This is a genomic window from Streptomyces sp. NPDC058291, from assembly GCF_042880855.1.
GTDB lineage: Bacteria > Actinomycetota > Actinomycetes > Streptomycetales > Streptomycetaceae > Streptomyces.
The window spans coordinates 37,309-55,396 of record NZ_JBHVYK010000054.1 but is presented as its reverse complement, the minus strand read 5'-3'; the positions used below and the strand labels follow the sequence as shown (position 1 = coordinate 55,396).

Here is an 18,088-nt window from a genome sequence, read left to right as displayed (position 1 = left end):
GCAGAACGCATCTGATGGTCCTTCCGTCACGACCGGGCAGCCGACACCTCGTCAGACTGACGCACCCGTTCGGGACGTGATCCACCGTCAGTCACCGGTCGCGGCGGCACCACCCGGGGCGTTCACACGGGTGAAGCGCACCGGCGTCAGGACAGCGACAGACCGGTGTTCAGGACCTGACGCAGCGTCGACTCGGGCGCCCGGTCCGGGCCCGGCGACCGCCAGGCGACGAACCCGTCGGGACGGACGAGCACGGCGCCGCCGCGGCTCGTGCCGTGGCGCTCCGCCCAGTCGGCGCCGTCCTCCGGCACCAGGTCGGCGTCGGGACCGGATCCCACCCGGTACGACCTGAGCGGAAGGGCGAGCTCCGCGGCGAGGCGTCCGGCGGCCTCGTGCCAGCCGCCCGGCTCACCGGCGTCGCTGAGCAGGACCAGGGACCGCTCGTAGAGGTCGAGGGTGGAGATCCGTTCGTCTGCGCGCCGCACCCACAGGTGGGGCGCCCGGCTGCCGGGGCCGCCGCTCAGGTCGAGGCCCTCGGGGACGACCGGGACCGCGGGGTCGGCGCCGACGACGGCGCCCTGCGGGTAGCGGTAGCCGAGGGCCACGTTGAGGATGCCTCGCTGCGGGCCGCCGCCGGTGCCGGCCGGCGGGGCGAATCCCGGGTGGCTGTGCTCGGCGGACCGGGCGGCGGCGCGGGCGCTGGTGGCCTCCGCGACGGGCCGGCGCTCGGCGTCGTAGGTGTCCAGCAGGCCCTCCCCCGCCCAGCCGTCGAGCACCGCGGCGAGCTTCCATGCGAGGTTGTGGGCGTCCTGGATGCCGGTGTTGGAGCCGAAGGCACCGGTCGGGGACATCTCGTGGGCCGAGTCGCCGGCCAGGAACACCCGGCCGGACCGGTAGCTGCGGGCGACCCGCTGGGCGGCGTGCCAGGGCGCCTTGCCGGTGATCTCCACGTCGAGGTCGGCGACGCCGACCGCCCGCCGGATGTGCTCGACGCACCGCTCCTCGGTGAACTCCTCCAGGGTTTCCCCGCGTTCGGGGTGCCAGGGGGCGTGGAAGACCCAGTTCTCGCGGTTGTCGACCGGCAGCAGCGCTCCGTCGGCGTCGGGGTTCGTCAGGTAGCAGACGATGAAGTGGCGGTCGCCCACGACGTCGGCGAGGCGCCGGGACCGGAAGGTCAGGCTGACGTTGTGGAACAGGTCGCCTGGGCCGCTCTGGCCGATGCCGAGCTGCTCGCGGACGGGGCTGCGCGGGCCGTCGGCGGCGACGAGGTAGTCCGCGCGGACGGCGATGTGCTCACCGGTCTCACGGCTCTTGGCCACGGCCGTGACGCCGTCGGAGTCGGTCTCGAACGACATCAGTTCGGTGGAGAACCGCAGGTCGCCGCCGAGCCGTCGCGCGTGGTCGAGCAGGACCGGCTCCAGGTCGTTCTGGCTGCACAGGCACCAGGAGCTGGGGCTGAAGCGGGCCAGGCCGCCGCCCGGGTCGATGTCGCGGAACAGCCACTCGCCCGCGTCCCCGACCAGGGTGGGGGTCTGCAGGATGCCGTGGTTGTCGGCGAGGGTGGCCGCCGCGTCCTGGATGGCCCGCTCGACGCCGGACACCCGGAACAGCTCCATCGTGCGGACGTTGTTCCCGCGGCCGCGGGGGTGGATGGAGGTGCCGGCGTGGCGCTCCACCAGCAGGTGGGGCACCCCGAGCCTGCCCAGGAACAACGAGGTCGCCAGGCCGACCAGGGACCCGCCGACGATGAGGACCGGGACCCTGAGGGTGTGGGGGCCGGTCCGTTCTTCTCGTTCGTGCATCACTCTCGCCTCCAGCGCGTCGATTCCGCCGACCCGGCCGGATACGGCGGAGATCCTCATGCATGCCCCGTGAAGCTGACGGCTCCTCAGGCTTCACCCGCCTGCGTCGCGGCGCCCGCGGGCGGTCGGCGGTCGCGGCGACCGGACGGAACCGCGCGAAACGCTGAGCTCGGGCCGCGGCTCGGCTAGCCTCGATCTCCCACCGTGTGGGAACTGAGTTACGACGAACATCACTTCGGGAGTTCCGTGTCCGACCAGCTGCCGCCCCCACCGAACTCCGCGGCGGAAGAGGCCGCCGCGCTCCGGCAGACCGGAGCCTCACCCCTGCGGATCGGCGACCCGGAGCGCGTCGGGCCCTTCGTCCCGGTGGCCTTGCTCGGCAGCGGCGGGATGGGACGCGTCTACCTGGCGCGGGCCGCCGACGACACGCCCGGGCTGTTCGCCGTGAAGGTGATCCGGCCGGAGTACGCCGAGGACGTCCGGTTCCAGCGCCGCTTCGAACGCGAGGCCGCGGTGCACGCCCGGCTCGGTCCGCCGCACACCCCGGGGTTACGCGGAACGGGCTGGGACGACCGGCTGCTCTGGATGGCCACCGAGTACATCCCCGGCCTGGACCTGGCCGACGCGGTGCGCGGGGGCGGCCCCCTGCCCACGGCCGCCGTGTGGCGGCTGACCGCCGAGCTGGCGCGGGCGCTCACCGCGCTCGCCGCGGTGGAGGTGGTGCACCGGGATCTGAAGCCGTCCAACGTGCTGGTGTCGCCGCAGGGCGCGTATGTGATCGACTTCGGGATCTCCAAGGCCCTGGACGCCAGTGCGATCACCGGCACGGGCAACCGGGTGGGCACCGCGGCCTACATGTCCCCGGAGTATCTGAGGACGGGTCACTGCGACACGGCCTCCGACGTGTTCTCGCTGGCCGGAACCCTGCTGTACGCGGCCACCGGGCGCGCCCCGTTCGGCGACGGCACGGGCGTCGACGTGATGCACCGGGTGGCGTTCGAGGAGCCGAACCCGGAGGTGACGGCCGTGGTCTCGGCGGCCGACCCGGAGCTGGGCGCACTGCTGACGGCGTGCCTGGCCAAGGAACCCGAGCGGCGTCCCGTCCCGAGCGAGCTGATCGACACGGTCGGCGCGCGAGCCCGGGCGACCGGCTGGCCGGAGCCGATGCGCAGCGCGGTGCTGGCCCGGCAGCGCGCGTACGAGACGCTGCGCCGCCTCCCCGTCGAACGGGCGGCCCGGCTGCGGCCCTCGGACGGCCGGGCGGACCGGGTGGCGGCGGCCCCGTCCGGGCGCTTACCCCGGGAGAGCAGCCCGGCGACCCCGCCCGCCCACGCTTCCCGCGAAGAGAACCCGGCGCAGGCGGCGCCGGCGTCATCGTCGGCGTCGGGGCCCAGGCCTGCGGCCCGGCCGCCGGCACGGCGCAAGCGGATGGCGGTCGTCGCCGCCGTCGCCCTGCTGGGCACGGTCGCCGCGGGCGCCCTGTCCCTCCGGCACGAGGAAGGCCCGGCGACCGCTTCGCCGAGGGCGTCCGCGTCGGCGTACGGGAGCGAGCCGGGCGGCGTGCCCGGCTCCGGCGGCGGCGGGGCGGCTCCGTCCGGCGTCCCGGACCGGGCCTCCGCCGCGGGCTCGTCCAGCAGACGCGCCGACGTGGCGGCCCGGCAGGACGCGTCGCCGTCCCGGCCCCCGGCCTCGCCCTCCGCGGCCGACGGCACGGGGAGCACGCCCACCGCACCCGCCGACGACGTCTCCGCCTCCGCCGCTGCGAGCCCCTCCGCCGAGAGCACCCCGGTCGAGCCCGCCGCGCCGCCCTGGATCAGCGACTGCGCGTACTACGCCGGCAGCGGCCGCACGAGCCTCGGCGACACCGGAAAGCGGGTGCGGCAGGCGCAGTGCATGCTCAGCGCACGCGGCTACGGCGTGGGCGCCGCCGGCGTCAACGGCGCCTTCGGCACGGACACGGAGACGGCGGTCCGCGGCTTCCAGGGCGACAAGGGGCTGAAGGCCAACGGCGTCGTGAACAAGGCCACCTGGGCGGCGCTCCGGGCGGAGAGCTGACGGCCGGGGCCGCCCTCCGCAGCGGCCCCGGCGCTCAGCAGCTCAGGTAGAAGCGGACCGTCGTGCCCTCGTCACCGGTGTGCAGGCGCACCAGGTCGGCCACGTAGTGCACGAGCATCAGACCGCGGCCGCCGATCTGACCCCGGGCGGGCGGTCTGCGGCCGGCCAGCGGATCGGCCAGCCGGCCGGCGTCGCGCACCTCGCACACGAGCTGGCGCGCCTCGGCCCACACCGCGAGCGTTCCGCGTCCACCGCCGTGCACCACGCTGTTCGTCGTCAGCTCGGCCACCGCCAGCTCGGCGTCCTGCAGCATCCGGCCCGCGAGGCCGAGCCGGTGGGCCTGCTCCACGGTGAAGGAGCGGGCCATGAACAGGTTGCCGGCGTCGAAGGAGAACACGGCGGCGTCCGGGGCGGGCGTCAGCGCCTCGTTGTAGCGCGCCACGACGGAGGGCCAGTCGTAGACGTCGCTGACCTGGCGCCGGTCGCGGGACACGAGGGTCGGGTGGGTGATCCTGGCGTCGGCCAGGACCGCCTCGTCCAGGTTCGCCTCGTCGTAGGGGCACAGGATGGTCGCCGCGCGGCCCTCGAAGGCCGCGTTGATCAGCGCCTCGTGCTGCGCGCACGCCGGGTACTCCACCGCGCTGCGGCCGGCCCAGATCGGCTCGCCGATGATCCGCGCCCGTTCCCGCGGGTGAGCGTCGGCGAACGAGCGGAGCACTCCGGGGATGATCCGGCCCGGATTGCGGCCGGCCTGCGTCATGTCCAGCAGCAGGACGCCCTCGGCGTCGGCGCCCAGCGCGGTCCTGATCAGCTCCAGGTTGGGTCCGGGCACCGCCACCGCCACCGGTTCGCCGAGGTCCAGGCCCTCCTGGACGAACGACACCGTCTGGTCCACGTACTCCTGCTCGCCGCGGTAGAACAGCGCGGGATGCTCGAACGCCTCATGGGTCGCCACCGTGTTCATCGCGGCGCCACCTCGATCCGGTGCAGGCCCGGCCAGAACAGGCCCAGGACCCGGGGCACCTGCGGGGGCGGATGCTCGACCACCATGCGGCCGGCGGGCAGGCCCAACGCGGTGACGGCGAGCGCCGCGACTCCGGCCACGTCGACGAAACCCACTTCCGACAGCTCCACGTAGGACACGTCGGCGTGCTGCCGGGCCAGGCCCGCCAGAGCGGCTTCCCACGGCGACCGGGTGACCTCGCTGATCTCACCCCTGGCGCGAATGCCGGGTCGACCGGGCAAGGGGCCCACCTCCAGGGCGGCCCCGCCGCGCGCCGGCCCCGGTCCGTCGACTGCCTCCGCGGCGTCCACCACCCGCGTCCTCCTTCGTGTCCGCGGGTCACCCGCCGCGTCCAGGGGCCCAGACCCCTGGACGGCCGCTGCCCGCCCCCGGGCAGCCTAACGCGGCCCACGGCGCCGCTGCCGCCCTGTCCGAGGACTGCGTTCGACTCCGTTCGACCTTCTCCGGCTCCGGGCGGCGTTCGCGTCCGCGCCGGGTGGGCGACCGGTGCGCGAAGTAGCGTGATCCGCACGGCGGGACGGCCGCGTCCCGGCGACACGGATGCCGACGCTGCCGGCAGTGACCATGTCGACGACGCCCGGGCGCCGACGACGTCGAACCCAGGGTGACGTGATGTGTTGGAGTGCGACGGCCGATCTGGTGGCGGGCGCGGGCGTGACCGCCGTCGGGGTGGCCTGTGTGACGCGGGTGCGCGACCCGCGGGACCTCCTCCTGGCCGCGCTGCCGTTGCTGCTCGGCGCGCACCAGATCGTGGAGGCGGCGGTGTGGGACGCGGGCGGGGGCGACGGGGCCGCCACCGTCGCGTGGGTGGTCATCGCACTGCCGCTGCTGGCGGTGTGGGTGCCCGCGGGCGTGTGGTCGGCCGCCGAGCCGTCCGCCCGGCGCGGGCCGGGATGGGCGCTCGCGGTCGGACTGGCCACCGCCGCGGTGCTCGCGTACGGGATCGCCACCGGTCCCGTGACGGCCGAGATCCGCGGCCACACCGTCGGCTACCGCCTCGACCTGACGCATCCGCCGGTGCTCGTGGCGGGCTATCTCCTGGCCACCGTGGGCTCGCTGCTGGTCTCCGGCGACCGGCGCCTGCTGGTGCTGGGGGCGGTGGTCGCGGCGGGTGCGGCGGCCTGTTTCACGCTGTTGCGGCTGGAGTTCGTCTCGACCTGGTGCGCGTTCGCCGCCGTGTGGTCGGTGCTGCTGTGGGACTGGACCCGCCGCCGGCCGGCCGCGCGAGGACTCGGCCCGCGCGGCTGACCGGCCGTCGCCCTGATCTCCCGCTCTCCCCACGCCCTCCCCCTGTTCACGAGCGGGGAGGAGGAGAGGAGGAGGCAGCAGCAGGGCGGCGGGGAGGGCTTGAGGAGTACGGCGGCCTCGGCTCAGCCGCCGCTCTCCTCCGCACGGGCGGCGGGGCCGTCGTCGAGTTCGGCGACCAGGCCGCGCAGCACCGGGCCGTACTCGGGATGGGAGAGGGCGAACGCCATCTGGGCGACCAGGTAGTCGGCCGGGTTGCCGGTGTCGTACCAGCGCCCCTGGATGACCTGCCCGTACACCGCGCGGGTGGCGGCGTAGGCGTTGATGGCGTCGGTCAGATAGATCTCGCCGGTCCGGTGCTCGTACCAGCGGCGGGTCTGCTCCCGCAGTTCGTCGATGATGCCCGGGGTGACGACATAGCCGCCGATGGCCGCGTACGCCGACGGGGCCGCGGCGGGCTCGGGTTTCTCCACCAGACCGGTGATGCGCAACTGGCCGCCGCCGAGGTCCTCCTTGACGATGGGCACGCCGTAGCGCCCGGACTCGGCGGGGTCCATCGGCAGCAGGGCCAGCACGGGGCAGCCGGTCTGCTCATAGGCGCGGATCAGCTGCTGGGCCCGCGGGACCTCGGCCACGAAGACGTCGTCGGGCCACAGCACCAGCACCGGTTCGTCGCCGAAGACTCGGGCCGCGTTCAGCACCGGAGTGCCGTTGCCGTAGGGGCCGTACTGGTCGAGGTAGGTGATGTGGCCCCGGCGGGCCAGTTCGGCGACCTCCTCCACCGCGTCCGCGTAGTGCGTCTTGCCGCCGGCGCGCAATTGCTCGACCAGGGCCGGGTTGGGGCGGAAGTGGTCCTGGATCAGGGACTTGCCGCCGGAGACGACGATGGTGATGTCCGTGATGCCGGAGTCCACCAGTTCGCGCACGGTGTGCTCGACGACCGGCTTGTCGCCGACCGGGAGCATCTCCTTCGGCGTCGCCTTCGTCAGGGGCAGCAGACGGGAGCCGAGCCCGGCGGCGGGAATCACGGCCCTGCGGATCGTCGGGGACATCGTGTCTCTCTCGTTCGAGCGGCGCACCGTGCCGGTCGGCACCGCACAGTCGGACGCTACCAACGGTCGCCCCACCTGCGCTTACCGGGCGCGGCGGCAGGCATGGGCACGCGCGGGCCCGGTGCGGCCTGGGACAGCCCGGACGACGGCCGCGCGCGCGGGTGCGCGAGGGACCGGACGACGTCACCGGTCCGGCCCTGCCCCCGGACACCACCGCCTACCTGTGCGGCCCCCTGCCGTTCATGCGGGCCGTTCGCGGCGACCTGCTCGCCCGGGGGCTGAGCCCCGCCGCCGTCCACGACGAGGTGTTCGGTCCGGACCTCTGACTCGGCAGGTGACCTGCCCGCCGCGTCCGCCCCGACCGGGCCTCTGGTTGGATGTCCACCCATGACGCGACGGATCTTCATGGACAAGCAGAGCCCCAAGGCCTACCACGCGCTGGTCCAGACGTCCGAGGCCGTGCGGGCGACCGCCGCCGACGCCGGGCTCGAGCGCACCGTCGTGGAACTGGTCAACCTGCGTGTCTCGCAGCTCAACGGCTGCGCGTTCTGTCTCGACGTGCACACCGGGGCGGCCCTGCACGCCGGTGAGGACACCCGCAGGCTGGGCGTCCTCGCGGCGTGGCGGGACACCGAGCTGTTCTCCCCGCTGGAGCGGGCGGCGCTGGCGCTGGCCGAGGCGACCACCGTGCCCTGCGACGCGGCCACGCAGGAGACCGCGTACGCCGACGCCCGGCAGGTGCTGACCGAGGACCAGATCTCCGCCGTGATCTGGGTGGCCGTCACCATCAACGCCTTCAACCGGGTGTCCATCCTCAGCGGGCATCCCGTGCGCTGAGCCGACGGGGGCGCGTCCGGTCCGGTAGGAATCGTCCGTGGCCGGTGCGAGGCGCCGACGCCCGACGAGCACCGTCCGGGCCGTCCGCCCGCACGCGTCCGCCCCGCCGTGTCCAACCCCGCCGTGTCCAACCCCGCCGTGTCGACCCCGCCGTGTCCGCCCTGTTGGAGGCCCCGCCCATGTCCCGACCCGTCACCCCCGACGGACCCGAGTCCGCCAACGCCGAGGCATGGCAGGCGTACGCCACGCACCACCTGCGGCGCGGCACCGTCCTGGCGGAGGCGGAGCGGATCGACTGGGAGTTCCCGGGCACCGGGCCGGACGAGGCGTTCCTCGGCGAGTTGAGGGGCCGGCGCGTCCTGGACCTGGGGTGCGGCACGGCCCGGCACGCCGCCCGGCTCGTGCGCGCACACGGCGCCGTCGTGGACGCCGTCGACTCGGCGGCAGGCCAGATCGAGCGGGCCCGGGCCCGGTACGGTTCCCTGCCCGGGCTGCGGTTGATCCACGCCGACGCCGTGGCGCACCTGCGGGAGGCGCAGCCGTACGACGTGATCTACTCCGTGAACGCCGTGCCCTTCGTCGACCCGCGTCGGCTGTTCCCCGCCCTGGCGGCCGCGCTCGTCCCCGGCGGCACCCTCTGCTTCTCCGCGCTGCACACCGACTCTGGCGGCGAGGGCACGGGTCCGGAGCCGGTGGCGCGGCCGGAGACCCTGCGGTTCGCGGGCGGCGGCGAGACGACGGTCCACCTGTGGGCGCCCGCCCCCGAGGTGTGGGAGGCGTTGCTCGCCGACCACGGGCTGCGGGTCGAGGACGTGGTGACGGTGACGTCGCCCGACCCCGGGAACCCCGCCGCCTACCGCGTGTTCCGGGCGCGGCGGCCGGTGCGTGTGAGCGCCCGCCCCCGCGCCGGCCGTCCGCCGGCCGCGCACGCGACGCTCGGCGTCGGCGCCATCCTGCACGGCCCCCGCGGACTGCTCCTGGGCCGTCACCGCGGGGGCACCTGGGAACTGCCGGGCGGCGCCGTGGAACCCGGGGAGTCCTTGCAGGAGACGGTGGTGCGCGAACTGCGGGAGGAGACCGGGCTGCGAGCGGCCCCCGACGACGTACGCCTGCTGGGCACGCTCCTCGACGCGGTGGACGGCGTCGTGCGGATGACGGTCGGCGCCGTCGTCACGGACTGGGTGGGCGAGCCGGCCGACCAGCCCGGCGAGAGCGTCGGCGACTGGCGCTGGTACCCGCTGGACCGGCTGCCGCCGTCGCTGTTCGTGTGCAGCGCCCAGTCCCTCACCGCCTGGCGTCCCGACCTGCCGATCGACCACGCCCCGGCCCGTTTCGCTCCCTTTGCCTCCTTCGCTCCGGTCCCTCCTCTCGCCGCCGGGCCGGGCGGCGATGACGACTGACCCCGGCGGGTCCCCGCCCGCCGTCGTCCGCCCCCGCCGTCCGGCCGACCTCGACGGGTGCGTGGCCGCGCTGGCCCTGGTCCACACGCACAGCGGTTATCCGGTCGACTGGCCCGTGGACCCCGCCGCCTGGCTGACTCCGGCCGCGCTGCTCACGGCCTGGACGGCCGAGCTGGACGGGCAGGTCGTGGGGCACGTCGGGCTGTGCGCCCCCGGGGAGGGGGACGCGGCGGCGGCGCTGTGGCGCAGCCGTCCGGGCCGGCCGGCGCCCGCGGTGATCAGCCGGCTGTACGTCTCCCCCGCCGCCCGCGGTCACGGCCTCGGCGCGGCGCTGCTGGACCGGGCCGTGCGGGCGGCGCGGACCCGCGGCCTGCATCCGGTGCTGGACGTGGTCGCCGCGGACCCGGCCGCGGCGTTCTACGAGCGACTGGGCTGGCGCGGCCTCGGTACCGTCGTCCAGCGGTGGGGACCGGCGCGCGACGTGCTCGTGAACTGCTTCGCGGCGCCGTCCCCGGGCTCGTCGGCCGCTGACTGAGGCCGCCCGTCGCGGGCGTGGCCCGTCCCGCACGCGGACGGGATAGCACGCCCTGGCCCGCGGCGCGGCCGAACGGCGGGCCAAGCCACTCGCAATCGTGTGTTTCCTCACCCGATCCGATGTCTTCCCGCCGACTGTCCGGCGGTCGTTCCCGCAGGTCATGAGAGAGTTGCGCCCCGATCTAGCCAGGGGGATCCATGACACGGCGTCAGCAACGGTCCGGGGCGGGCAGAAGGGCTCTGATCCTGCTGGTCGCGCTGGGCAGCACGGCCGGTGCGACGCTCGCGGGAACCGCCTCGGCCGGCGCCGCGACCTGGACCACCGTGGCGGCGGGCGTGGCCTACCGGCAGTACGACCTGCGGGCGGCCGCCGGGACGGCACGCGCGCACGTGCTGGACGTCGATCTCGCCAACCCCCATGTGCGCCTGGGGCTGTTGTACCCGGGGGCGGTCGCGTCCCGTGCGGCGCTCTCCGCGCTGGCCGACCGGCAGCGGGCCGTCGCCGGCGTCAACGGCGATTTCTTCGACATCTCCGAGGCGCAGCACCCGGGCGTCGCGGCGACCGGGTCGAGCGTGGGCCCGGCCGTCGCGAACGGCCGGGCGCTCAAGGGCGCGGTCCCCGACGGGCAGCGGTTCGGACCCGAGCTGCCGCCGGGCACGAACACCAGGGCCGTGATCGGCGTCGGAACGGACGGCAGGGCCCGGCTGGACAGCCTGTCCCTGGACGGGTGGTACACCGCCGGGGGCCGGCGGCTGCCGTTGGGCGGCGTCAACCAGTACGCGCTGCCGGAGAACTCCGTCGGCGCGTACACCCCGGACTGGGGCAGCGTCTCGCGCAGACGGGCCGTCTGCGGCGCCGACGCCGAACGGGCCGCGCCCTGCGGCGCGGGCGCCTACGAGGTGACCCTGAGGAGGGGCAGGGTCGTCTCCGCGTCGAACACGCCCGGCAGCGGAAGCGTCGCGGCCGGCACGACGGTCCTCGTCGGGCGGGAGGCGGGCGCGCGACGCCTGAAGAGACTCGCCAGAGGCCAACGGGTGACGGTCCGTTACGGGCTGATGTCCGCGTCGGGGTCCGGCTACGGCTTCGCCGTCGGCGGCTTTCCGGTCCTGTCGGGCGGTGCGCCGCTGTCCGGTCTGAACTCGTCGGTGTCGGCCGTGCGCACCGCGGTCGGCATCGCCGCCGCCGGGAAGAGGGTGTTCCTGCTGGCGCTGGACGGGGCCCTGGCGTACCGCAGGGGACTGACCGTGGCCGAGGTCGCCGCCGAGTTGAGGCGCCTCGGCGCCACCGAGGGCTTCGGTCTGGACGGCGGCGGCTCGTCGACCCTGGTGGCCCGCCCGCCGGGCGCGACCCGGGTCACCGTGCGCAATCATCCGTCCGACGGGTCGGAGCGTCCCGTGCCGAACGGCATCGGGGTCTTCACCAGGTGACGCCGGCGTCCCCGCCGGGCCTCACGGTCGGAGGCCGCCGACGATGTCGGCCGTCGCCATGAGACCGCTGTGGATGGTGGGCGCCATGCTGGTGCCGGCCAGCAGGAATCCGAGCAGCAGGCAGACCAGCGCGTGGGAGACCTTCAGGCCGGCGTTGCGCGTGAAGATCACCGCCAGGACCGCCAGCAACAGCACCAAGGAAATCGAAATGGCCACCGTCAACCTCCTCCGCCACGTCCGTTTCGCGGCGTTCGGGCGTAAGTGTGGCGTAAAGGAGGCTTCGTTCGTGTCGTGGACGCGTCCGCCGAACGAGTGGTGTCCGACGGGCGCCCACCGCACGACGGACGTCGAGGTCAGCTCCAGGCCGGCCAGGCCGCCCGTATCGGCCGGACCGCCGCCGCCCGTTCACCGTGTCGCGGCGCGCGCACGACGAAGCCCGCCCCAGGCGGGACGGACTTCGCCGCGGGTTCCGCGGCCGTTCGCGCCGGACGTCAGGGTGCGCGCAGGTCGACCAGTTCGGCCAGGGCGGTGCGATGGGCGCCCGCCGTGCCGTAGGCGATGGAGTCGGCCTTGGCCCGCTTGAGGTTGAGGTGGACCGGGTGCTCCCACGTCATGCCGAGGCCGCCGTGCAGTTGCAGGGCCTCCTCGGCGGCCCGCACGGCCACGGACGCCGCGTAGGCCTGGGCCACGGCGACCGACACGGACACCTCGTCGGAGGACTCCCCGGAGGCGAGCGCGTCGGCAGCGCTCCGGGCGGCGGCGCGCAGGTTGACGACGTCCAGCCACAGCTGGGCCAGCCGGTGCTTGAGCGCCTGGAAGCCGCCGACCGGCCGGTTGAACTGCTTGCGCTCCTTCAGGTAGCGCACGGTCTCGGTCAACGCCCAGTCCGCGAGGCCGAGTTGTTCGGAGGCGAGCAGTCCCGCACCGGCCCGCAGCGCACGGCGCACGGCGGGCTCGGCGTCGCCGATCCGGCGGCCGGGCGCGTCGGCCAGGGTGACCGTGGCGAGGGGCCGGGTGAGGTCGAAGGAGGTCTGCGGGGTGACGGTGACGGCATCCGCGGGCACGGCGTACAGTCCGCCGTCGTCGCCGGGCACGAGCAGCACATCGGCCACGGCCGCGTCCGCGACGCCGGTCAGCTCCCCGCGCAGGACGCCGTTGTCGACGTGCGCGCTCCGGTGGGCGGCGCCCGGTGCGACGTGCAGGCCGACGGCCAGCGCGCCGATCGTCCGCCCCGACGCCAGCCGACCCAGCAGTTCCTCGTCCCCGCAGGCCAGCAGCGCCTCGGTGGCGACCACGGCACTGGTGAGGTAGGGCACCGGGGCGACCGCCCGTCCCAGCTCCTCCAGCACGACGGCGGCTTCGCGATGGGTGGCGCCCTGGCCGCCCTGCGCCTCGGGCACCAGCAGACCGGCGAGGCCCATGCCGTCGGCGAGCGCCTTCCAGGCCGACAGGTCGTGCGGGGCGCCGGACTCGGTGCGGGCGATGACGCCGGGGGCGTCGCAGTGGTCGGCGAGCAGGTCCCGGACGGCGGCGCGCAGCGCCTCTTCCTCCTCCGAGTACAGCAGATCGGGCTGTGTGTTCACCGGGCCAGGTCCTTCCATGCGACGTCCTTGTCGGTGCGCGGCTCGGAGGGCAGGCCCAGGACGCGCTCGGCGACGATGTTCAGCAGGACCTCGCTGGTCCCGCCCTCGATGCTGTTGCCCTTGGATCGCAGGTAGCGGTACCCGGCGTCCCGGCCGGTGAAGTCCACCAGCTCCGGGCGGCGCATCGTCCAGTCGTCGTACAACAGGCCCTCCTCGCCGCGCAGTTCCACCTCCAGGCCGCTGATCTCCTGGTTGAGGCGGGCGAAGGCGAGCTTCATGCCGGCGCCCTCGGGGCCGGGCTGGCCCTGGGCGAGCTGCTGGCGCAGGCGTTCGCCGGTGAGCCGGGCGACCTCGGCCTCGACCCACAGCTTCAGCAGGCGCTGGTGCAGGTCGTGGGTGCGCAGGTCGGGCCGCTCGCGCCAGGTCTTCGCGACGGGACCGATCATGCCGCCCTCGCGGGGCAGCCGCATGCCGCCGATGGCGACGCGCTCGTTGTTCAGCGTGGTCTGCGCGACCCGCCAGCCGTCGCCGACCTCGCCCAGCCGGCGCGCGTCGGGGATGCGGACGTCGGTGAGGAAGACCTCGTTGAACTCGGCCTCGCCGGTGATCTGGCGCAGCGGCCGGACCTCGACGCCGGGGTCGCTCATGTCGCACAGGAAGTAGGTGATGCCCGCGTGCTTGGGCAGGTCCGGGTCGGTGCGGGCGATGAGGATGGCCCAGCGGGCCACATGGGCGCTGGACGTCCACACCTTCTGTCCGTTGACGACCCAGTCGCCGCCCTCCTCGCGGACGGCGCGGGTGCCGAGGGCGGCCAGGTCGGAGCCGGCGCCGGGCTCACTGAACAGCTGGCACCAGACCTCCTCGCCCGTCCACAGGGGCCGCAGGAAGCGCCGCTTCTGCTCCTCGGTGCCGTACTTCAGGATGGTCGGCGCGGCCATGCCGAGGCCGATGCCGATGCGCCGGGGGTCGTTGTCCGGGGCGCCCGCGGCCTCCAGTTCGGCGTCCACGACGGCCTGCAGGGAGCGGGGCGCGCCGAGGCCACCGAGGCCCTCCGGGTAGTGCACCCAGGCCAGTCCCGCGTCGAAGCGGGCCCGCAGGAAGGTCGACCGGTCGGTCGTGGCGGGCGGGTGGGCGGCCAGCAACTGCGCGGTTCGGCGCTTGAGTTCGGCTGCGTCGGTCATGCGGCGGCTCCGTTCTGCGGTACGACGGCGATCCGGCCGGTGGTGACGCCGTCGGCGACCCGCTGCACGGCGGCCGCGGCCTCGCCGAGCGGCACGCGCTCGCTGACCAGCGGCCGGATCGCGCCGCGGGCGGCCAGCTCGGTGAGCTGTTCGTGGCAGTGCAGGACCAGCTTCGGGTTCTTGGTGTTGTACAGGCCCCAGTGCAGGCCGAGGATCGCGTAGTTCTTGACGAGGGCGTGGTTCAGCGCGGGGCTCGGGATGGTTCCGCTCGCGAAGCCGACGACCACGATGCGGCCCTCGAACGCGACGGTCTTGGCCGACTGTGTGTAGGCCTCGCCGCCGACGGGGTCGTAGATCACATCGGCGCCCCGGCCGCCGGTGGCCTCCTTCACCGCGCCGACGACGTCCTCGGACCGCCGGTCGATCACCACGTCGCAGCCCAGCTCGCGGGCGACGGCGGCCTTCTCTGCGCCGCCCACGACGCCGATCACGGTCGCGCCCGCCGCCTTGCCGAGCTGGACGGCCGCGCTGCCGACCCCTCCCGCGGCGGCGTGCACGAGGAGCGTCTCGCCGGCCTCCAGGCGCGCCCTGCGGTGCAGCCCGAACCAGCCGGTCTGGTAGCCGATGTGCAGCGCGGCGGCCTCGGCGTCGTCCAGCGAGTCGGGGGCGGGGAGCAGGGCCGCTGCGTCCGCGACGGCGTACTCGGCGAAACCGCCGTGCGGGAGGGCGGGGTTGGCGATCACCCGGCGGCCGTCCTCGGTCTCCCCGCAGATCTCCACGCCCGGGGTGAACGGCAGCGGGGGCCGTACCTGGTAGTGGCCCCGGACCATCAGGGCGTCCGGGAAGTTGACGTTCGCGGCGCGCACCCTGAGCAGGACCTGGCCGTCGCCGGGAGTGGGCCGCTCCAGTTCCCGCAGCCGCATCACCTCGCTCGGCTCGCCGTTCTCGTGCACCTGCCATGCCTGCATGCGGAGCCTCCACGGGACTGCGTCGTCTGACCGGGTCGAGTGCATACTAAGCGGTCGCTTGCCCTCGGGGGAACCGTGGTGCGCGTCACCTCCTCGACGGCCGCGCCCGCACGTGCATCCGCTCGCCCTGCGGACCGAAGAGGCTGAGGAACTCGGCCGGCCCCTCCCCCGTCGACCCGAACCAGTGCGGCACGCGCGTGTCGAACTCGGCGGCCTCTCCCGCCGTCATCACCAAGTCGTGCTCGGCCAGCACCACCCGCAGCCGGCCGGACATCACGTACAGCCACTCGTAGCCCTCGTGGGTGCGCGGGTCCGGCTCCTCCTCGCGCTGCGGCACCAGCACCTTGAAGGCCTGCAGTCCGCCCGGCTGCCGGGACAGCGGCCAGAAGGTGCGCCCGTGGCGCACCATCGGCTCGGCCCGCACCCGCGGATCGCCCACCGGCGGCGCCCCGACCAGCTCGTCCAGCGGGACCTGATGCGCCTGGGCGATCGGCAGCAGAAGCTCCAGGCTGGGCTTGCGCAGCCCGGACTCCAGCCGGGACAGGGTGCTGACGGAGATGCCGGTCGCCTCCGACAGCGCCGCGAGCGTCACCTCCCGCTGCTTCCGGAGCCGCCGGAGCCTCGGTCCGACCTCGGCGAGCACGTCATCTGCAGTCATGCCCCCATTTTGCGGAACCGGCAAAGGCGTTTGTCAATCCCGCCTCTCCCCGGCGACGGTGGCGACGGTGGCGACGGTGGCGGCGGAGGCGACGGTGGCGGCGGAGGCGCCCGGAGGAGCGAGGCGCCCTTCGGGCGCGTACCCGCCGGTCGGCGAACGGGCCCGACGACCGCGCCCGGCCGCGAATCCGCACGTCTCGTGGATCTCGTGAGCTTCGCGGGAGCGTGTGCGGGTGTCGTTGTCGGTGGGGCGTTGCACCATGGCTGCATGTTGCTGACCCGGCTCGCCGACGTGTCCCGGGAGGTCGCCGCCACCTCGGCGCGCTCCCGCAAGATCGCCCTGCTCGCCGAACTCTTCCGGGAGACGGAGGCGGACGACGTGCCCCTGGTGATCCCGTACCTGGCCGGACGGCTGCCCCAGGGCCGTCTGGGCGTCGGCTGGAAGGTGCTGGGCCGTCCGGTCGCCCCGGCCGGGGCCCCGGCCCTCACGGTGCGCGAGGTGGACGCCCTCCTCGGCGAGCTCGGCGCGGTGGCCGGCCCCGGTTCCCAGGCCGAACGGGTGCGGCTGGTCGAGCGGCTGATGGGCGCGGCCACCGCCGACGAGCAGCGCTTCCTGCTCGGCCTGCTCACCGGCGAGGTCCGCCAGGGCGCGCTGGACGCCGTCGCCGTGGAGGGCCTGGCCCAGGCCACCGGCGCGCCCGCGCCGGACGTGCGGCGGGCGGTGATGCTGGCCGGGTCGCTGCAGACGGTGGCCCGGGCGCTGCTCGGCGAGGGGCCGGCGGCGCTGGAGGCCTTCCGGCTCACCGTCGGCCGTCCGGTGCTGCCGATGCTCGCGCACACCGCGTCGTCCGTCGCCGAGGCGGTCGGCAAGCTCGGGGTCTGCGCGGTGGAGGAGAAGCTGGACGGCATCCGCGTCCAGGTGCACCGCGACGGAGACGACGTCCGGCTCTACACCCGCACCCTGGACGACATCACCGACCGGCTGCCGGAGGTCACCGAGGCGGCCAGGCAGTTGGCGGGCACGCGCTTCGTCCTGGACGGGGAGGTCATCGCCTTCGACGAGACGGGACGCCCGCGCTCCTTCCAGGAGACCGCCGGCCGCGTCGGCTCCCGGGTGGACGTGGCGGCGGCCGCCCGGGCGATGCCCGTCTCCCCCGTCTTCTTCGACGCGCTGTCCGTGGACGGCCGCGACCTGCTCGATCTGCCCTTCGCCGAACGGCACGCGGAGCTGGCCCGGCTGACGCCCGAGCCGATGCGGGTGCGCCGCGCGCTCGTGGCCGGCCCCGACGACGTCGAGGCGGCGGAGGAGTTCGCCGGGGAGACCTTGCTGCGCGGGCACGAGGGAGTGGTGGTCAAGGCCCTGGACGCGCCCTACAGCGCGGGGCGGCGGGGCGCGTCGTGGCTGAAGGTCAAGCCCGTGCACACCCTCGACCTGGTGGTGCTGGCCGCCGAGTGGGGCCACGGGAGGCGCTCCGGCAGGCTCTCCAACCTGCACCTCGGCGCGCGCGGCGCCGACGGCGGCTTCGTCATGCTCGGCAAGACGTTCAAGGGCATGACCGACGCGATGCTCGCCTGGCAGACGGACCGTCTGCGCGAGCTGGCCGTGAACGAGAACGCCCAGGTGGTGACCGTGCGGCCCGAACTCGTCGTCGAGATCGCCTACGACGGCCTGCAGCGCTCCACCCGGTATCCGGCCGGCGTCACCCTGCGCTTCGCCCGCGTCCTGCGCTACCGCGAGGACAAGCGGCCCGAGGAGGCCGACACGGTGGAGACCCTGCTCGCCGCCCACCCGCAGGTGCGCCCGTGACGCCGGCGACTCCTCGACGCAGCGCCGGACTGCTGTTGTTCCGGCACAGCGACACGGGTCCGCAGGTGTTGCTGGGCCATATGGGCGGTCCGTACTTCGCCAGGAAGGACGCCGGGGCCTGGACCGTCCCGAAGGGCGAGTACCAGCCGGACGAGCCCGCCTGGGAGGCGGCCCGCCGCGAGTTCCGCGAGGAGCTGGGGCTGCCGCCGCCCGAGGGCGAGGCCATCGATCTCGGCGAGGTCCGGCAGAGCGGCGGCAAGATCGTCACCGTGTGGGCGATCGAGGCGGATCTCGACCCGGCGTCCGTCGTTCCCGGCACCTTCGCCATGGAGTGGCCGCCGAGATCGGGGCGTGTCCAGGAGTTCCCCGAACTGGACCGGGTGGCCTGGTTCGGGTTCGACCAGGCGCGCGAGGTGGTCGTCACGGCACAGGCCGCGTTTCTCGACCGGCTGGCGGAGCACTCGGTCTGAGCGGACGCGCACGCGTTGCGGCCCCGGGCCCGGCGCGGGAAGGTC

18 protein-coding genes and 1 pseudogene are annotated in these 18,088 nt (G+C 74.8%); 9 read left to right on the top strand and 10 right to left on the bottom strand.

Going from position 1 to position 18,088, the window contains the following annotated elements; all coding sequences use genetic code 11:
• Positions 1–146: 146 nt before the first annotated feature.
• Positions 147–1,802, bottom strand: coding sequence for an FAD-dependent oxidoreductase (locus ACFVYK_RS25030; protein ID WP_389777849.1), 1,656 nt, complete (start codon positions 1,800–1,802; stop codon positions 147–149).
• 246 nt (positions 1,803–2,048) lie between these two features.
• On the opposite strand from ACFVYK_RS25030, the gene ACFVYK_RS25025 reads away from it, so the two are divergent.
• Complete coding sequence (locus ACFVYK_RS25025) at positions 2,049–3,857, top strand: protein kinase (protein WP_389777843.1); 1,809 nt, start codon at positions 2,049–2,051, stop codon at positions 3,855–3,857.
• A 34-nt stretch (positions 3,858–3,891) separates the two neighbouring features.
• On the opposite strand, the gene ACFVYK_RS25020 is transcribed toward ACFVYK_RS25025, so the two are convergent.
• Together ACFVYK_RS25020 and ACFVYK_RS25015 are read right to left on the bottom strand one after the other, a co-directional pair.
• The gene (locus ACFVYK_RS25020; protein WP_389777841.1) at positions 3,892–4,821 is read right to left on the bottom strand and encodes an anti-sigma factor RsbA family regulatory protein; all 930 of its coding nucleotides are present in this window, start codon (positions 4,819–4,821) and stop codon (positions 3,892–3,894) included.
• A complete protein-coding gene (locus tag ACFVYK_RS25015; protein WP_389777847.1) occupies positions 4,818–5,171 on the bottom strand; it encodes an STAS domain-containing protein in 354 nt (117 codons plus the stop codon). The genes ACFVYK_RS25020 and ACFVYK_RS25015 overlap by 4 nt, the downstream gene beginning before the upstream one ends.
• A gap of 322 nt (positions 5,172–5,493) precedes the next feature.
• Between ACFVYK_RS25015 and ACFVYK_RS25010 the strand changes: the two genes are divergently transcribed.
• Positions 5,494–6,129: a DUF6629 family protein gene (locus ACFVYK_RS25010; protein ID WP_389777839.1), complete on the top strand. Its 636-nt coding sequence runs from the start codon at positions 5,494–5,496 to the stop codon at positions 6,127–6,129.
• Between the two features lie 122 nt (positions 6,130–6,251).
• Here ACFVYK_RS25010 and ACFVYK_RS25005 read toward each other — a convergent pair whose 3' ends face one another.
• Positions 6,252–7,178, bottom strand: a complete 927-nt coding sequence (locus ACFVYK_RS25005; RefSeq protein ID WP_389777837.1) for a UTP--glucose-1-phosphate uridylyltransferase — start codon at positions 7,176–7,178, stop codon at positions 6,252–6,254.
• 197 nt (positions 7,179–7,375) lie between these two features.
• Between ACFVYK_RS25005 and ACFVYK_RS25000 the strand changes: the two are divergent.
• From ACFVYK_RS25000 to ACFVYK_RS24980, 5 genes and pseudogenes are all read left to right on the top strand, one after another.
• Positions 7,376–7,504: pseudogene (locus ACFVYK_RS25000) on the top strand (hemin transporter); the annotation flags it as partial.
• A 61-nt stretch (positions 7,505–7,565) separates the two neighbouring features.
• On the top strand, positions 7,566–8,015 hold the full coding sequence (locus ACFVYK_RS24995) for a carboxymuconolactone decarboxylase family protein (RefSeq protein ID WP_389777836.1): 450 nt from the start codon (positions 7,566–7,568) through the stop codon (positions 8,013–8,015).
• A 179-nt stretch (positions 8,016–8,194) separates the two neighbouring features.
• On the top strand, positions 8,195–9,415 hold the full coding sequence (locus ACFVYK_RS24990; protein ID WP_389777834.1) for an NUDIX domain-containing protein: 1,221 nt from the start codon (positions 8,195–8,197) through the stop codon (positions 9,413–9,415).
• Positions 9,405–9,950 (top strand): GNAT family N-acetyltransferase, encoded by a 546-nt coding sequence (locus tag ACFVYK_RS24985; protein WP_389777832.1) that lies wholly within the window; start codon positions 9,405–9,407, stop codon positions 9,948–9,950. Before ACFVYK_RS24990 ends, ACFVYK_RS24985 begins: the two co-directional genes overlap by 11 nt.
• A gap of 197 nt (positions 9,951–10,147) precedes the next feature.
• A complete protein-coding gene (locus tag ACFVYK_RS24980; protein WP_389777830.1) occupies positions 10,148–11,377 on the top strand; it encodes a phosphodiester glycosidase family protein in 1,230 nt (409 codons plus the stop codon).
• A gap of 21 nt (positions 11,378–11,398) precedes the next feature.
• On the opposite strand, the gene ACFVYK_RS24975 is transcribed toward ACFVYK_RS24980, so the two are convergent.
• The 6 genes from ACFVYK_RS24975 to ACFVYK_RS24950 all read right to left on the bottom strand — a co-directional run bounded on the left by ACFVYK_RS24975 (position 11,399) and on the right by ACFVYK_RS24950 (position 16,028).
• Positions 11,399–11,593, bottom strand: coding sequence for a hypothetical protein (locus tag ACFVYK_RS24975; RefSeq protein WP_389777828.1), 195 nt, complete (start codon positions 11,591–11,593; stop codon positions 11,399–11,401).
• A gap of 275 nt (positions 11,594–11,868) precedes the next feature.
• Entirely contained in the window at positions 11,869–12,978 is a 1,110-nt protein-coding gene (locus tag ACFVYK_RS24970) for an acyl-CoA dehydrogenase family protein (protein WP_389777826.1), read from the bottom strand.
• Complete coding sequence (locus ACFVYK_RS24965; RefSeq protein ID WP_389777824.1) at positions 12,957–14,141, bottom strand: acyl-CoA dehydrogenase family protein; 1,185 nt, start codon at positions 14,139–14,141, stop codon at positions 12,957–12,959. Before ACFVYK_RS24965 ends, ACFVYK_RS24970 begins: the two co-directional genes overlap by 22 nt.
• Positions 14,138–15,109 (bottom strand): NADPH:quinone oxidoreductase family protein, encoded by a 972-nt coding sequence (locus ACFVYK_RS24960; protein ID WP_389777822.1) that lies wholly within the window; start codon positions 15,107–15,109, stop codon positions 14,138–14,140. The genes ACFVYK_RS24965 and ACFVYK_RS24960 overlap by 4 nt, the downstream gene beginning before the upstream one ends.
• 85 nt (positions 15,110–15,194) lie before the next feature.
• Positions 15,195–15,767, bottom strand: a complete 573-nt coding sequence (locus ACFVYK_RS24955; protein WP_389777820.1) for a helix-turn-helix domain-containing protein — start codon at positions 15,765–15,767, stop codon at positions 15,195–15,197.
• A 33-nt stretch (positions 15,768–15,800) separates the two neighbouring features.
• The gene (locus tag ACFVYK_RS24950) at positions 15,801–16,028 is read right to left on the bottom strand and encodes a hypothetical protein (protein ID WP_389777818.1); all 228 of its coding nucleotides are present in this window, start codon (positions 16,026–16,028) and stop codon (positions 15,801–15,803) included.
• 6 nt (positions 16,029–16,034) lie between these two features.
• On the opposite strand from ACFVYK_RS24950, the gene ACFVYK_RS24945 reads away from it, so the two are divergent.
• Positions 16,035–17,573 carry an ATP-dependent DNA ligase gene (locus ACFVYK_RS24945; RefSeq protein ID WP_389777816.1) on the top strand — a complete coding sequence of 513 codons (1,539 nt, stop codon included), beginning with the start codon at positions 16,035–16,037 and terminating at the stop codon, positions 17,571–17,573.
• The gene (locus ACFVYK_RS24940) at positions 17,570–18,043 is read left to right on the top strand and encodes an NUDIX domain-containing protein (protein ID WP_389777814.1); all 474 of its coding nucleotides are present in this window, start codon (positions 17,570–17,572) and stop codon (positions 18,041–18,043) included. Before ACFVYK_RS24945 ends, ACFVYK_RS24940 begins: the two co-directional genes overlap by 4 nt.
• Positions 18,044–18,088 lie beyond the last annotated feature (45 nt).

Coding starts and splice junctions, on each gene's coding strand:
- ACFVYK_RS25030 (WP_389777849.1), bottom strand. CDS start 1,802: ATGCACGAACGAGAAGAACGGACCGGCCCCCACACCCTCAGGGTCCCG.
- ACFVYK_RS25020 (WP_389777841.1), bottom strand. CDS start 4,821: ATGAACACGGTGGCGACCCATGAGGCGTTCGAGCATCCCGCGCTGTTC.
- ACFVYK_RS25010 (WP_389777839.1), top strand. CDS start 5,494: ATGTGTTGGAGTGCGACGGCCGATCTGGTGGCGGGCGCGGGCGTGACC.
- ACFVYK_RS25005 (WP_389777837.1), bottom strand. CDS start 7,178: ATGTCCCCGACGATCCGCAGGGCCGTGATTCCCGCCGCCGGGCTCGGC.
- ACFVYK_RS24995 (WP_389777836.1), top strand. CDS start 7,566: ATGACGCGACGGATCTTCATGGACAAGCAGAGCCCCAAGGCCTACCAC.
- ACFVYK_RS24990 (WP_389777834.1), top strand. CDS start 8,195: ATGTCCCGACCCGTCACCCCCGACGGACCCGAGTCCGCCAACGCCGAG.
- ACFVYK_RS24985 (WP_389777832.1), top strand. CDS start 9,405: ATGACGACTGACCCCGGCGGGTCCCCGCCCGCCGTCGTCCGCCCCCGC.
- ACFVYK_RS24980 (WP_389777830.1), top strand. CDS start 10,148: ATGACACGGCGTCAGCAACGGTCCGGGGCGGGCAGAAGGGCTCTGATC.
- ACFVYK_RS24970 (WP_389777826.1), bottom strand. CDS start 12,978: ATGGAAGGACCTGGCCCGGTGAACACACAGCCCGATCTGCTGTACTCG.
- ACFVYK_RS24965 (WP_389777824.1), bottom strand. CDS start 14,141: ATGACCGACGCAGCCGAACTCAAGCGCCGAACCGCGCAGTTGCTGGCC.
- ACFVYK_RS24960 (WP_389777822.1), bottom strand. CDS start 15,109: ATGCAGGCATGGCAGGTGCACGAGAACGGCGAGCCGAGCGAGGTGATG.
- ACFVYK_RS24955 (WP_389777820.1), bottom strand. CDS start 15,767: ATGACTGCAGATGACGTGCTCGCCGAGGTCGGACCGAGGCTCCGGCGG.
- ACFVYK_RS24950 (WP_389777818.1), bottom strand. CDS start 16,028: ATGGTGCAACGCCCCACCGACAACGACACCCGCACACGCTCCCGCGAA.
- ACFVYK_RS24945 (WP_389777816.1), top strand. CDS start 16,035: ATGTTGCTGACCCGGCTCGCCGACGTGTCCCGGGAGGTCGCCGCCACC.